Origin of the sequence: Helicobacter acinonychis (genome assembly GCF_900461455.1) — a bacterium.
In the GTDB taxonomy this organism is placed as follows: domain Bacteria; phylum Campylobacterota; class Campylobacteria; order Campylobacterales; family Helicobacteraceae; genus Helicobacter; species Helicobacter acinonychis.
Genome location: NZ_UGIA01000001.1, coordinates 869,339 through 882,597, shown reverse-complemented (window position 1 = coordinate 882,597; position 13,259 = coordinate 869,339). Strand labels below are relative to the sequence as shown.

12 protein-coding genes and 1 pseudogene are annotated in these 13,259 nt (G+C 36.1%); 8 read left to right on the top strand and 5 right to left on the bottom strand.

All coding sequences use genetic code 11. The features are described from left to right. From DYI00_RS04230 to gmhA, 6 genes are read left to right on the top strand one after another with little or no spacing between them, the layout of a single operon-like run. Window positions 1-666, top strand: coding sequence for a type III pantothenate kinase (locus tag DYI00_RS04230; RefSeq protein WP_011578086.1), 666 nt, complete (start codon window positions 1-3; stop codon window positions 664-666). Beyond that, entirely contained in the window at window positions 657-1,409 is a 753-nt protein-coding gene (locus DYI00_RS04225) for a sulfite exporter TauE/SafE family protein (RefSeq protein ID WP_172460803.1), read from the top strand. The genes DYI00_RS04230 and DYI00_RS04225 overlap by 10 nt, the downstream gene beginning before the upstream one ends. Next, a complete protein-coding gene (gmhB, locus tag DYI00_RS04220; protein WP_011578084.1) occupies window positions 1,399-1,920 on the top strand; it encodes a D-glycero-beta-D-manno-heptose 1,7-bisphosphate 7-phosphatase in 522 nt (173 codons plus the stop codon). Before DYI00_RS04225 ends, gmhB begins: the two co-directional genes overlap by 11 nt. A gap of 8 nt (window positions 1,921-1,928) precedes the next feature. Next, window positions 1,929-2,921 carry an ADP-glyceromanno-heptose 6-epimerase gene (gene rfaD / locus DYI00_RS04215; protein ID WP_011578083.1) on the top strand — a complete coding sequence of 331 codons (993 nt, stop codon included), beginning with the start codon at window positions 1,929-1,931 and terminating at the stop codon, window positions 2,919-2,921. Further along, window positions 2,918-4,309 carry a D-glycero-beta-D-manno-heptose-7-phosphate kinase gene (rfaE1, locus tag DYI00_RS04210; RefSeq protein ID WP_011578082.1) on the top strand — a complete coding sequence of 464 codons (1,392 nt, stop codon included), beginning with the start codon at window positions 2,918-2,920 and terminating at the stop codon, window positions 4,307-4,309. The genes rfaD and rfaE1 overlap by 4 nt, the downstream gene beginning before the upstream one ends. After that, on the top strand, window positions 4,302-4,880 hold the full coding sequence (gene gmhA / locus DYI00_RS04205; protein ID WP_041600215.1) for a D-sedoheptulose 7-phosphate isomerase: 579 nt from the start codon (window positions 4,302-4,304) through the stop codon (window positions 4,878-4,880). Before rfaE1 ends, gmhA begins: the two co-directional genes overlap by 8 nt. A gap of 2 nt (window positions 4,881-4,882) precedes the next feature. On the opposite strand, the gene DYI00_RS04200 is transcribed toward gmhA, so the two are convergent. Together DYI00_RS04200 and patA are read right to left on the bottom strand one after the other, a co-directional pair. Then, complete coding sequence (locus DYI00_RS04200; protein ID WP_011578080.1) at window positions 4,883-5,980, bottom strand: hypothetical protein; 1,098 nt, start codon at window positions 5,978-5,980, stop codon at window positions 4,883-4,885. A gap of 9 nt (window positions 5,981-5,989) precedes the next feature. Continuing rightward, window positions 5,990-7,525, bottom strand: a complete 1,536-nt coding sequence (gene patA / locus DYI00_RS04195) for an MBOAT family peptidoglycan O-acetyltransferase PatA (RefSeq protein ID WP_041600214.1) — start codon at window positions 7,523-7,525, stop codon at window positions 5,990-5,992. A gap of 112 nt (window positions 7,526-7,637) precedes the next feature. Between patA and DYI00_RS04190 the strand changes: the two genes are divergently transcribed. Then, entirely contained in the window at window positions 7,638-9,239 is a 1,602-nt protein-coding gene (locus tag DYI00_RS04190; protein ID WP_011578078.1) for an ABC-F family ATP-binding cassette domain-containing protein, read from the top strand. Window position 9,240: 1 nt separating this feature from the next. Beyond that, on the top strand, window positions 9,241-10,158 hold the full coding sequence (locus DYI00_RS04185) for an HrgA protein (RefSeq protein ID WP_104687606.1): 918 nt from the start codon (window positions 9,241-9,243) through the stop codon (window positions 10,156-10,158). Between the two features lie 241 nt (window positions 10,159-10,399). Here the strand turns inward: DYI00_RS04185 and DYI00_RS04180 are convergent, their stop codons facing one another. The 3 genes and pseudogenes from DYI00_RS04180 to DYI00_RS04170 form a co-directional block, all read right to left on the bottom strand. Then, window positions 10,400-11,092: a phosphatase PAP2 family protein gene (locus DYI00_RS04180; protein WP_011578076.1), complete on the bottom strand. Its 693-nt coding sequence runs from the start codon at window positions 11,090-11,092 to the stop codon at window positions 10,400-10,402. A gap of 163 nt (window positions 11,093-11,255) precedes the next feature. After that, window positions 11,256-12,208, bottom strand: a pseudogene (locus DYI00_RS04175) (HaeIII family restriction endonuclease). Beyond that, entirely contained in the window at window positions 12,205-13,188 is a 984-nt protein-coding gene (locus DYI00_RS04170) for a DNA cytosine methyltransferase (RefSeq protein WP_011578074.1), read from the bottom strand. Before DYI00_RS04170 ends, DYI00_RS04175 begins: the two are co-directional and overlap by 4 nt. Window positions 13,189-13,259: the final 71 nt, after the last annotated feature.

Genomic DNA, 13,259 nt, shown 5'->3' with positions numbered 1-13,259 from the left:
ATGCCAGAATGTTTTAAAGAAGCAAAAGATTTGATTTTATGCGATATAGGTAATACATGCATCCATTTTGCACAAGGCTATCAGCTCTTTTCAAGCGCTAAAGAAGATTTAAAGCGTTTGGATATTCAAAAAGAAATTTTTTACATTAGCGTGAACGAAGAAAATGAAAAAGCCCTTTTAGATTGTTACCCTAACGCTAAAAATATTGCAGGATTTTTTCATTTAGAAACCGATTATATAGGGCTTGGGATAGACCGGCAAATGGCGTGTTTAGCGGTGGCAAATGGCGTGGTGGTGGATGCGGGGAGTGCAATTACGATAGATTTAATCAAAGATAGTAAGCATTTAGGGGGGTGTATTTTACCTGGGTTAGCCCAATATACCCATGCGTATAGAAAAAGCGCGAAAATTTTAGAGCAACCTTTCAAAGCCTTAGATTCTTTAGAAATTTTACCCAAAAATACTAGAGACGCTGTGAATTATGGCATGATTTTGAGCGTGATTGCTTGTATCCAACATTTAGCCAAAGATCAAAAAATCTATCTTTGTGGGGGCGATGCGAAATTTTTGAGCGCGTTTTTAGTGCATTCTGTTTGTAAGGAGCGCTTGGTTTTTGATGGGATGGAGATCGCTCTTAAAAAAGCGGGGATATTGGAATGCAAATGATGCAAAATCTGAGTTTTTTAGGCATGTTTTTAGCCGCCTTGAGCATGTCTTTAGGGCATTGTGTGGGCATGTGTGGGGGGATTGTGAGCGCGTTTAGTCAAATAAGATTTTCTAAAACTACAAATTTTTCTTACCAGCTCACTTGCCATGCCCTTTATAATTTAGGGAGGATCAGCACCTACATGCTATTAGGGGTTATGGCGGCAGGTTTGGGGCATAGTATTAGTGTGGGCATGGGTTTTAGGGGTGCTTTATTGATGAGCATGGGGATTGTTTTAATCCTTTTAGCGCTTTTAGGTTCTAAAGTAGAAAAATTAAGCTTTGAAATCCCTTTCATTTCTCTCTTGATGAAAAAAACTTTGCAATTTCAAAGCGTTTTGGGGTTGTATTTTTTAGGTGTGTTGAACGGGTTTTTACCTTGCATGATGGTGTATTCGTTTTTAGCGAGCGTGATTCTTAGTCATAGCGCGTTCACAGGAGCGATGCTAGGCCTTTCTTTTGGGCTTGGCACTAGCGTGCCGTTGTTTTTAATGGGGATTTTTTTGAGTAAAATTTCTACTTCTTATAGGAAATTTTTTAATCTTTTGTCTAAAAGTTTGATGGGGGTTTTTGGGCTTTATGTCCTTTATATGGGGATCATGCTCATTAACCACCAAACACCCCATGTGATGCATCATCAAAACGGTGCAATGCACCACCAAAACGACACCACACCACACCAAGAAAGCCACCATGACCACTAACAAAGCCCTTTTTTTAGACAGAGACGGCATTATTAACATTGATAAAGGCTATGTGAGCCAAAAAGAAGATTTTGAATTCCAAAAAGGGATTTTTGAATTGTTAAGGCATGCGAAATCTTTAGGCTATAAACTGCTTTTAATCACCAATCAATCTGGGATCAACCGAGGTTATTACACCCTTAAAGACTTTGAAAACCTTACCGCATATCTCCAAGAAAGCTTGCTTGAAGAATTAGGTTTTAATTTAGATGGTATTTATTTTTGCAGACACGCTCCAGAAGAAAATTGCACTTGCAGAAAGCCAAAACCTTATTTGATTTTACAGGCCGCTAAAGAGCATCAAATTTGTTTGGAAAAATCTTTTATGATAGGCGATAAAGAAAGCGATATGTTAGCCGGCTTGAACGCTAAAGTTAAAAATAATCTCTTATTGAGTGCAAATTTTTTAAAAACTTCTCATTCTTGGATACAATGTAAAAATCTTAAAGAGATGATTAATTGGATTAAATAAGGATAATAATGCGTTATATTGATGATGAATTAGAAAATCAAACTATTTTAATTACCGGTGGGGCTGGTTTTGTGGGCAGTAATCTGGCCTTTTATTTTCAAGATAACCACCCTAAAGCTAAAGTGATCGTTTTAGATAAATTCCGCAACAACACGCTTTTAAGTAATGGTTGCCCGAGTTCTTTGGGGCATTTTAAAAATTTAATCGGTTTTAAGGGTGAAGTGATCACAGCTGATATTAATAACCCTTTAGATTTAAGGCGTTTAGAAAAATTGCATTTTGATTATTTGTTCCACCAAGCCGCTATCTCTGATACAACCATGCTAGATCAAGAATTAGTGATGAAAACCAACTATCAGGCTTTTTTAAGGCTTTTAGAAATCGCCCAACCAAAAAAGGCTAAAGTGATTTACGCTTCTTCAGCAGGCGTTTATGGTAACACAAAAGCCCCCAATGTTGTAGGCTCAAACGAAAGCCCTGAAAATGTTTATGGCTTTTCCAAGCTTTGCATGGACGAATTTGTCCGATCCTATTTAAGCGATAACATTCAAGTGGGCTTGCGATATTTTAATGTCTATGGGCCTAGGGAATTTTATAAGGAAAAAACCGCCTCGATGATCTTACAGCTTGCTTTACAGGCGATGGCGTTCAAGGAAGTTAAGCTTTTTGAATTTGGCGAGCAATTAAGGGATTTTGTCTATATTGAAGATGTGATCCAAGCGAATGTGAAAGCGATGAAAGCTCAACAAAGCGGGGTTTATAATGTGGGCTATTCACAAGCTAGGAGCTATAATGAGATTGTTAGCATTTTAAAAGAGCATTTAGGGGATTTTGAAGTGAGTTATATTAAAAACCCTTATCCTTTTTTCCAAGAGCACACGCAAGCGCATCTTGAACCTACTATTTTGGATTTAGATTACACCCCCTTATACGATTTAGAAAGCGGTATTAAGGATTATTTACCCCATATCTATACAATTTTTGAAGGAGGGAACGCATGAGAAAAATCTTAGTCATAGGGGATTTGATCGCTGATTATTATTTATGGGGGAAGAGCGAACGCCTTTCGCCTGAAGCCCCTGTGCCTATTTTAGAAGTCAAAAAAGAGAGCAAGAGTTTAGGCGGAGCGGCTAATGTGGCCAATAACCTCATCTCTTTAGGGGCTCAAGTCTTTTTATGTGGGGTAGTGGGCGATGATCTAGAGGGCAAGCATTTCATTAACGCTTTAAAAATAAGAGAGGTTGACACTTCAGGCGTTTTAATAGATAAAACCCGTTGCACCACACTCAAAACGCGCATTATCGTGCAAAACCAGCAAATCGTGCGCGTGGATAAGGAAATCAAAGATCCCTTAAACGCCGATTTAAGAAAGAACCTTTTAGACTTTGTCGCAGAAAAAATCCAAGAAATGGATGGGATTATTCTTTCAGATTACAATAAGGGCGTTTTAGATTTTAAGATCACTCAAACTATCATCGCATTAGCCAACAAACACTACAAGCTCATTTTATGCGACCCTAAAGGGAAAGATTATAGCAAATATTCCCATGCGAGTTTGATCACGCCTAATCGTTTTGAATTGGAGCAAGCGCTTCATTTGAAATTAGACGGCGATGCCAATTTATTGAAAGCGCTTCAAATCTTACAAGAAACTTACCATATTGCCATGCCTTTAGTTACTTTGAGCGAGCAAGGCATCGCTTTTTTAGAAAAAAACGAGCTAATCAATTGCCCCACCATCGCTAAAGAAGTTTATGATGTAACTGGGGCTGGCGATACAGTGATCGCATCTTTAACGCTCTCTTTATTGGAATCAAAAAATCTTAAAGAAGCTTGTGAGTTTGCCAATGCAGCAGCAGCTGTGGTGGTGGGTAAAATGGGGAGTGCGTTAGCGAGTTTGGAAGAAATCGCTTTGATTTTAAACCAAACGCACCCTAAAATCCTTTCTTTAGAAAAGCTTTTAAACATTTTAGAGTATAATAAGCAAAAAGTCGTTTTCACCAATGGTTGTTTTGATATTCTCCATAAAGGGCATGCGAGTTATTTGCAAAAGGCTAAAGCTTTAGGGGATATTCTCATTGTAGGGTTAAATAGCGATGCTTCCATTAAAAGGCTTAAGGGGGATAAACGCCCCATAGTGGGCGAAAAAGACAGAGCGTTTCTTTTAGCGAGTTTGTCTTGCGTGGATTATATCGTGGTGTTTGAAGAAGACACGCCCATAGGATTGATTCAAGCCCTAAAGCCTGATATTTTAGTTAAGGGGGCGGACTATCTTGATAAAGAAGTCATAGGGAGCGAGTTTGCTAAAGAAACTTGTTTGATGGCATTTGAAGAAGGGTATTCTACAAGTGCTATTATAGAAAAAATTAAAAGGGCATACAATGATTAATGATTTGATTAAAAAAGAATTTTTAGCCCATAAGGAAGCGTTAGAAAAAAGTTTAGAAAGTTTGGAAGAATCTTTGATCCAAAGCGTCCAACTTTTGATAGAAACTTTAGAAAATGAAGGAAAAATCCTTATTTGCGGTAATGGGGGGAGTGCTAGCGATGCACAGCATTTTGCCGCTGAATTGACTGGGCGCTATAAGTTGGAAAGGAAAGGTTTGAGTGCAATAAGTTTAAGCACGGATACCTCAGTCCTTACTGCCATTGCGAATGATTATGGTTATGAAGAAGTGTTTGCTAGGCAAGTAGAAGCGCTAGGGAATCCACAAGATATTTTGATAGGGATTTCTACAAGCGGTAATTCCAAAAATGTCCTAAAAGCTTATGAAAAAGCTAAAGATTTAGGGATTAAAACGATTAGTTTGGTAGGGCGTGATGGAGGGAAAATGAAGCCTTTAAGCGATATAGCCTTAATTGTCCCAAGTGGTGATACGCCACGAATCCAAGAAATCCATATTCTTATAATCCACATTTTATGCGATTGTATTGAAAGGCATTTCGCTCATCAAAATTAGCCCTAATTTTGGATTTCTTTAGGGATTTGATAGTTTTCTATCATTTGGATGAGTTTTTGATTAAATGCATCAATGTTGTTTTGATTGAGTAGGTATTTCTTGCTTGCTATGGCTTGCAAGACTTCTTTGGAGCCTATGGGATCATAATGTCCTATATCTTTATAACGCTCTATCTCTTTAGTGAAAGGCATGGTGCGTAGGTCATGAATTTCTACATTAGGATACTTTAAAAGCGTTTTTAAGGCGTTATGGATGATGTTTAAATTATTTATCAATATGGTATGGCTAGGAACTTTGTATTTTAAGAGTGAGTCTGTTCTTGTCCATAAAATAAAATGTTTATCTCTGTGTTGTTGGATAAAATCTTCTAGCTGTTTGGTAACTTTATGAGTACCTTCTTCATCCCAAACCAATTCATTAGGATTCTTTAACGCTGATAGGTAGGATTTTTTCACATTATGCAGTGTATAATCGTAGGGGTTATTATGGTTAAACATGAAATCAAAATCATAACGATTTAAAACACTGTTGCAAAAATCATATACTTGCAACCAAGAATCAAGCTTGCAAAAAGATTTTTCCTTGATTTTGAGATAATTTGTAGAGAAGTAGAAAAACGCGTTTTCAAAGACTCTAAAGTTATACAAATACACAAAACTCCCAATAAAATAGGGGTATTCAAAAAAATATTTTGAACGCTTGTGTGAAGAACCCCATCTAAGCAAGGCTAAATCCATAGCGATGGTATCTACTGGTTGGTGTTTAAAAGCAAAAGAAAGGAGTGGCAATACTTCTTTGATATTTATACCAGAAGCAGTGAGTTTGATAGGTTTTTTCAACCCTAGTAAGTTGTGAATATCTTTAAGGTTAAAATTCAAGCTTATGCTTGATCCTATTAATAAGCTGTCATAAGAATAATGTTTAACAACCCCCTCAAAAGGCAATAAACTTCCCCCAACTCTTTCGTGCCAATCTATAGGGTATTTTGCTTTTCTAAAATATAAAAAAGGGTCTATTGCGTAATTAAACAATCCAACACCTATAAAAAGAGAGAGGCAAAAAGAAACAATAATTAAAGTTTGTTTTTTATAAAACTCCATAGTAGTGTCCTAAAAATTAAAATACAAAAAGACAGACTGAGAATTGGCAAAAATAGATAAAAAACCTATAGCGAGCAAAAAACAAGTGCTTATTGTTTTAGCCAAACCCATTTGATTGGATTGGTATAAATGGGAACTATTTTTTAAACAAAAAGAGATGATTATGATAAAAACACACATTTTGAATGTAGGGGATGCATACATCATGGTGTGCCCCCACATGTCATCATTGACACGATTTAAAAAGTCTGATTTCTCTTCTAAAAAACGAGAAAAGACAACACCATTCAAACCAACCATCCCCTTTAAAACTTTCAAAGCGCTCTCTAAATCTTTTGCCCTAAAAAACACCCATCCAAGATTGACAAAATTAAAAGTGATTAACCAGGCTAAAATCTTTGGCGTAACAAAATGAAATTTTTTAGCGAGATGAGAATACATTCTATGAACGCTTAAAGCAATCCCATGCAACAGCCCCCAAATAATAAAAGTTAAACCAGCCCCATGCCAAAACCCTCCAATCAAAAACACTAAAATTAAATTCCTATACACGACTGATTCTCTCACTCTGTTCCCCCCTAAAGGGATATAAAGATACTCTTTTAAGAAGCGGCTCAAAGTGATATGCCACCTCCTCCAAAAATCTTGGATATTTAAAGCTTTATAGGGGCTATTAAAATTGATAGGGAGTTTGATATTAAAAAAGAGAGCGATGCCTATAGCCATATCGCAATAACCACTAAAATCAAAATATAATTGGAATGAATAAGATAAAGACGCCATCCATGCTTGAATAAAGCTTAAGCTAGCCGCCTTATCAAATCCAAAATCAGCAAAATGAGCGATATTATCCGCAATAACAACCTTTTTAAACAAGCCTATAGAAAAAATAAACAACCCCACAGCGATATTTCTGTAATTTAAAAATTGATTATTTTTATCTTTAAATTGAGGCATCATCTCGCTATGATGCACAATGGGTCCTGCAATGAGTTGAGGGAAAAAACTCACAAATAAAGCGTAATCTAAAAAATGCGAAAAAGAAGAAAATGGAGGGTTAGGGTTTAATGAAGCGTTAGCGTTCTCTCTCGTATAGTTGTTTGCATTGGTTTTATTATGTTTGTAAGTGTCCATCAGGTAAGCGATTTGTTGCAAAGTAAAAAAGCTAATCGCTAAAGGCAAGATTAAATGCAACAACTCAAAATGGCTCTTAAATAATAGATTGAAATTGGTTAAGAAAAAATCAGTGTATTTGAAAAAGCCTAAAAGCAAAACATTAGCGCTCAAACCCAAAATAAGCCATATTTTTTTATGCATTGCGTAAGGGGTTTGATGGATTTTTAAAGCTATAAAATAATTAAACACAATAGATCCAACCAATAAAGGCAAATACTTCACATTCCAAAAAGCATAAAAGAACAAACTAGCCAATACAAGCCATAGTTTAGGGAATAGAGTATTTTTAGCATAGGCTTGCAAGATAAAATACACTGCAAAAACACTAGGCAAAAAAGCAAAAATGAATAACGGCGTGTTGAATAACAGAAGCGACCCTTAATTGAAAGAATAAACTGACTAATTTTATACAAAAAAAAAACAATACAAGCTATGCTACAATAAACTTTCTATAAAATCCAAGGGAATAAGGAATCATAAGATGCTGCAAACCATCAACTTAACGCAACGCTATGCGACTAAAAAATTGTTTGAAAATGTGAATATCAAGTTGGATAAAAACAAGCGTTACGGGCTTATTGGGGCTAATGGGGCAGGGAAATCCACTTTTTTAAAGATTTTAAGCAAGAGCATTGATTGTAGCAGTGGGGAAGTCATCATCACAAGTGGCATGAGAATGGGGGTTTTAGGGCAGGATCAATACGCTTTTGAAGACTTGAGCCTTAAAGATGCGGTTTTAATAGGCAATAAGCGTTTGTATGACGCCATCAAAGAAAAAGAGCGTTTATACACAGAGAGTGATTTGAGCGATGATAAAGTGAATGCCAAATTAGGGGAGTTAGAAACCATTTGCGTAGAAGAAGATCCCATGTATGAATGCGAAGTGGTGATTGAAAAAATTTTAGAAGATTTAGGTATTCCTAGCTCTAGGCATAATGATTTGATGAAAACCCTGCCAAGCAGCGATAAATTTAAAATCCTTTTAGCTCAAGTGTTATTCCCTAAACCGGATATTTTGCTTTTAGATGAGCCTACAAACAATTTGGATTTAAACGCCATTGAATGGCTAGAAAACAACCTCAAACGCCATGAAGGCACGATGGTCGTCATTAGCCATGACAGGCATTTTTTGAATGCGGTATGCACGCATATTTTAGATTTGGATTTTCACAGCGTGCGCGAATTTAGTGGGAATTATGACGATTGGTATATCGCCTCTACTCTGATCGCTAAACAGCAAGAGGCTGAACGCAATAAAAAACTCAAAGAAAAAGAAGAGCTAGAAAAATTTATCGCTCGTTTTAGCGCTAACGCCTCTAAAGCCAAGCAAGCGACTAGCCGTCAAAAACAATTGGATAAATTAGACATTCAAAGCCTAGCGGTATCCAGCCGAAGAGATCCTAGCATTATTTTTAAACCCAAACGCACCATTGGTAACGAAGCTTTAGAATGCGAAAATATCTCTAAAAGTTATGATGGGCAAGTTATTTTAAATCAAGTGAGCTTGAAAGTGATGCCTAAAGATAAAATCGCTCTCATAGGGCCAAATGGCGTGGGTAAATCCACGCTTTGTAAAATTTTAGTAGAAGAGTTAAAGCCTGATAAGGGTGTGGTGAAATGGGGGGCTACCGTTTCAAAAGGCTATTTCCCCCAAAATGTGAGCGAAGAAATTAGCGGCGAAGAGACCTTGTATCAATGGCTCTTTAATTTTAATAAAAAGATTGAAAGCGCTGAGGTGAGAAACGCTTTAGGGAGAATGCTTTTTAATGGCGAAGAGCAAGAAAAGTGCGTGAACGCTTTAAGTGGGGGCGAAAAACACCGAATGGTTTTATCCAAGCTCATGCTAGAAGGGGGGAATTTCTTAGTCTTAGATGAGCCGACTAACCATTTGGATTTAGAAGCGATTATTGCTTTAGGCGAAGCGCTTTTTAAATTTGATGGGGCAGTGATTTGTATAAGCCATGACAGAGAACTGATTGATGCGTATGCAAACCGGATCATTGAATTAGTCCCAAGCCCTAAAGGCGCTCAAATCATTGATTTTAAAGGCAACTATGAAGAATATTTAGCGAGCAAGAAATAAAATGAAGCCACGAGACATTGAAATCATTCAAAGCGTTTTAGAGATTACAGGGCCTATTAGCCCTACTGAAGTTTATGGTAAAGCCAAAGAGCTTTTTGAAAAAGGCGAGATTACAAACATGTTTGATTATGGGGGCAACACTCCACACCAGAGCGTTAGCGCCCCTATTTATACAGCCTTAAAAGGGGGCGAAGAGGTGCCTTTTTTTAAAGTGCAAGAAAAACCAAACATTTTAATCGCTTTAAAAAGCAAAGAGTTGGATTTAAATGCTGAAAAATCAAGCGTCCCAATCGCGCATGAAAGGGATTTGCACCCTTTTTTAACCTTTATGGCTTTTCATAATGAAAATTTGAAATGCTACACGAAAACCATCTTCCATGAAGAAAGTTCAAAATCGCAAAAAGGCATGGACAGATGGCTTTATCCGGACATGGTGGGGGTTAGGTTTTTGCACGCAGAGCTGTCCAATGAAAATTTAATCGCTTTTTCTAAGAAGTTTGATACCTTGCCCATTAAATTGGTGAGCTTTGAATTAAAAAAAGAAATCAGCGTAACTAATTGTAGGGAGTATTACTTTCAAGCGATTTCTAATAGCTCTTGGGCTAATGAGGGGTATTTAGTGGGTTGTAATATTGATACACAAAACACTATTCTGATGAATTTATTGAAGCGTTTGCATGCGAGTTTTGGGATTAGCGTGATTGATTTAAGGACGGATGAATATAAAAGCATCATTTTATTAAACGCTAAATATAAAGAAAAAATTGACTATACCATGGCTCAAGAGCTTAGCGAAAAAAATAAAAAATTCCGTGATTTTTTAAAGAGCGTTGTGGATTATGACCCAAATTTCCCAAGCCGCTATAAGGACGAGTTTGATGAGATCAAAAAGAAAGATGAGTTATACCCCAATTCATAACTTTCTTTTTAAAAAAATGAATTATAAAAAATGCTAAAAAGCATTTTTACAACAAATAGCCAAGAGCTTGATGATAATCAAGCGATAGTCTCTTAAAAAAGCGGTCTTCTTGGGTTAGGGGGTTAAGGGGGAGAGTTATTTCAAAATACCCCCCATCCCCTTAAGAGAATGGGTTTTATCAAAAAATAGAATTTTAAAAAATTAAAATTTTAGTTATCAGTGTTTGGTTAAAACAAAGCCTTTATTGATTATAGGGGTTATAGAGGCGTTTCAAAAACCCTAAATAAAGCGCTAAAGAACAACACGACCAAGCGATCCCTAATAAAAACCCACCTAACACATCGCTAGGGTAATGCACCCCTAAAAAAACCCTATCATACGCCATTAAAAAAATCCAAAAAAATAAAACCACAGCGATAATCATTTTAAGGCGAGCGTCTGTATTAGAAAAGCACAACAACAACGCTAAAGAGCCATAAAAAAGCGCTGAAGCTAAAGCATGACCGCTAGGGAAGCTAAAGCCATGCGCTAAGGCTAATTCGCCATTAGTTACAGGCCGTGGGCGCGCTACTAAATGTTTAAGGAGTTTTAGGGTGATTCCACCTAATAAGATGCTAGAGAAAAACCACACTCCCAAAGCGATGCGTTTTTGAAACCCAAACCACAAGCTAATGAGTAAAGCGATAGAAGTGGTGAGCTTGCTTTTTGCAAACCATGTGCTAAAAAACACGAAAGAAAGCCACGCACTATTTTGAATAAAGACCGGATTGCGGATCAAATCTATAAAAAATAAATCCAGTTTTTGTACCCATTCTTGACGAAAAGCCACTCCTGTTATCACTAAACCAAACAAAATAAAAAAAACGACCCCCACCACCCCAAGCATCTTAGCCGCTTTTTTCTCTCTCACGCTTATTGTCCTGTCAAACACCATTCAAACCCCTTTTAATGCCTTTAAAAATGCGATTATAGCTTATTTGATCAAAAAATAAGTTTTACAACAAACATAAAATGGAGTAACCAAAAACTTATTTTTAAAAATTAACAATAAGCTTTGAATATCAATATTTGATGAAAGCGAGATCAAAATTTCTTGTCTAAAACTCTGTTATAAAGACTGCAACACTCACAGGAATTGCAAGCAATTTAATATCAAATTTCAAGCTTGGTTCTACTTTAGAGCTTGCATTATGGATGCGTAATGAAAATGACCACCCTTCATTTAAAATAAGTTCTAATGTGTTGAAACTTTTAGGTTTAAAATCAAAATGAATCATTCTGGTAGGCAATTTGCTTAAGGGGATAATTCTTTTTGGCTTATTTTTCACACTACGATTAAGAGTGTTATAAAGTGGTATGCCTCTAATTTAGTTTTTTGTTCTCTTTCTAACAAAATCGCTTTGTAAAAATCATATTTACCCAACAAATACCCCACCATTTTTTGCGGGATTTTATTTTTCTTATTTTCATCAATTTTTAAAATCTCTGTTTTAAAAGCTTGTAATAATGGGGCATAAATTTCTTGTTCTTTATTGGGAAAATCCCTCCATAACATGCCTTCTTTTTTAGCGTTTTCCAACCTTTCAAAGAGTGGTTTTATAGTGTCTTTGTAATTTTGAGACACTCCAACACCTAGCCATTTTTCTCCAAAATCCAAGTCCCTAGAAAGTCTAGAATGCTTTACGGCATCATGGTTATGTTTAATGCTTAATCCTATGCAAAATCTATCAAAATAAATTAAAATATCTCGGACATCACCTATTTCACCGAGTTTGTCTTTTTGTAAAGATAGTGTGATTTCATTTTGCGAATTATCTATTATTTCGCTTAACAATGGCTCACAATCCAACAAAAGCCCCACGCCTTGTTTAGCGCTTTCTAAATAACGCCTTTGTAAGGATTTTTCTAAACTTTCATAAGCTCTATAACATGCATTAAACCCATTTTGTTTATCCACTATGACTTTTTTAAAAGCGTTTAATTTCTGCTCTAAAGCTAAAAACCATGCGTATTCATACGCCCTACCTTGATTATTACTCTTATCGCTCAATGCAATACCTTATAAATGCTTGTAGCAATTTCTTTAGCCAAACTTATAGGCACAGCATTACCTATCATTTTATAAGCATCGTTAAGATTTTTATAAACAAAATGAAAACTATCATCAAAACCTTGAATCCTTGCACACTCTCGAACGCTCAAACGACGATATAAATGTTGGTGATTTTCTATGAATCTGCAATCATTTTTGCCAAACCTAACCATTTTAGGGGCTTGTGGGTGTAGTTGGCATTGTCTTCCTGATGCTTGTATAGTAAAAGCTTGTTCATCCCAATTCTTTACACGATTTCTGCTCATAAAAATCGGTGAATAAGAACCAATAAAATATTCATGGTTGTTAATGGCATTAGGGTTATGTTTGTTCTTTGCTAAAGCACACACCACGCTATCTTTTAAATCCCAAATAACATCTTTTAAGGTGAGTCTTTTTAAATGCGTTGATCCTTTAGGAAGAGTGTAATTGATTTTTAAATCTCTTCTAAAACCAATATAAAAAACCCTAAGCCTTTCTTGCGCTACCCCATAGTCTTTAGCATTCACTAAATGCGTATTGACTTCATAACCACACTCCTTAAAAGCATTAAGGATATTTTTTACGCTCTTTTCGTGGCGTTGAGCGAGCATGCCTCTTACATTTTCAGCTAAGAAAAATTTGGGCTTAAGCTCTTTTAAAAGGCGTAGGTATTCATAAAATAATTGCCCCCTAGCATCATCAATGCCTTTTAAATTCCCTGCCTCTGACCAACTTTGGCATGGTGGACCGCCAATAATCCCATCAACAGAAAAGTTAATTTCATTGGTTTGTAAATTTTTAATATCTTTTTCTAGCAGTTGTGTATTTTTATGGTTTAGCCTATAAGTAGGTGTAATATTTTTATCATATTCATTTGCAATTACTATCTTAAATCCTGCTTGCTCAAAGCCTAAATCTAGTCCTCCGGCTCCAGCAAATAATGAAAGTAAATTCAAAAAATTATCCTTATCGTTCCATTAAAGCTTAATATTTTATAGTTGAAAGAATTTTACAATAAAATTGGGTT

Coding starts and splice junctions, on each gene's coding strand:
- DYI00_RS04225 (WP_172460803.1), top strand. CDS start 657: ATGCAAATGATGCAAAATCTGAGTTTTTTAGGCATGTTTTTAGCCGCC.
- DYI00_RS04230 (WP_011578086.1), top strand. CDS start 1: ATGCCAGAATGTTTTAAAGAAGCAAAAGATTTGATTTTATGCGATATA.
- DYI00_RS04185 (WP_104687606.1), top strand. CDS start 9,241: ATGAAGCCACGAGACATTGAAATCATTCAAAGCGTTTTAGAGATTACA.
- rfaD (WP_011578083.1), top strand. CDS start 1,929: ATGCGTTATATTGATGATGAATTAGAAAATCAAACTATTTTAATTACC.
- DYI00_RS04190 (WP_011578078.1), top strand. CDS start 7,638: ATGCTGCAAACCATCAACTTAACGCAACGCTATGCGACTAAAAAATTG.
- gmhA (WP_041600215.1), top strand. CDS start 4,302: ATGATTAATGATTTGATTAAAAAAGAATTTTTAGCCCATAAGGAAGCG.
- DYI00_RS04180 (WP_011578076.1), bottom strand. CDS start 11,092: ATGGTGTTTGACAGGACAATAAGCGTGAGAGAGAAAAAAGCGGCTAAG.
- gmhB (WP_011578084.1), top strand. CDS start 1,399: ATGACCACTAACAAAGCCCTTTTTTTAGACAGAGACGGCATTATTAAC.
- rfaE1 (WP_011578082.1), top strand. CDS start 2,918: ATGAGAAAAATCTTAGTCATAGGGGATTTGATCGCTGATTATTATTTA.
- DYI00_RS04200 (WP_011578080.1), bottom strand. CDS start 5,980: ATGGAGTTTTATAAAAAACAAACTTTAATTATTGTTTCTTTTTGCCTC.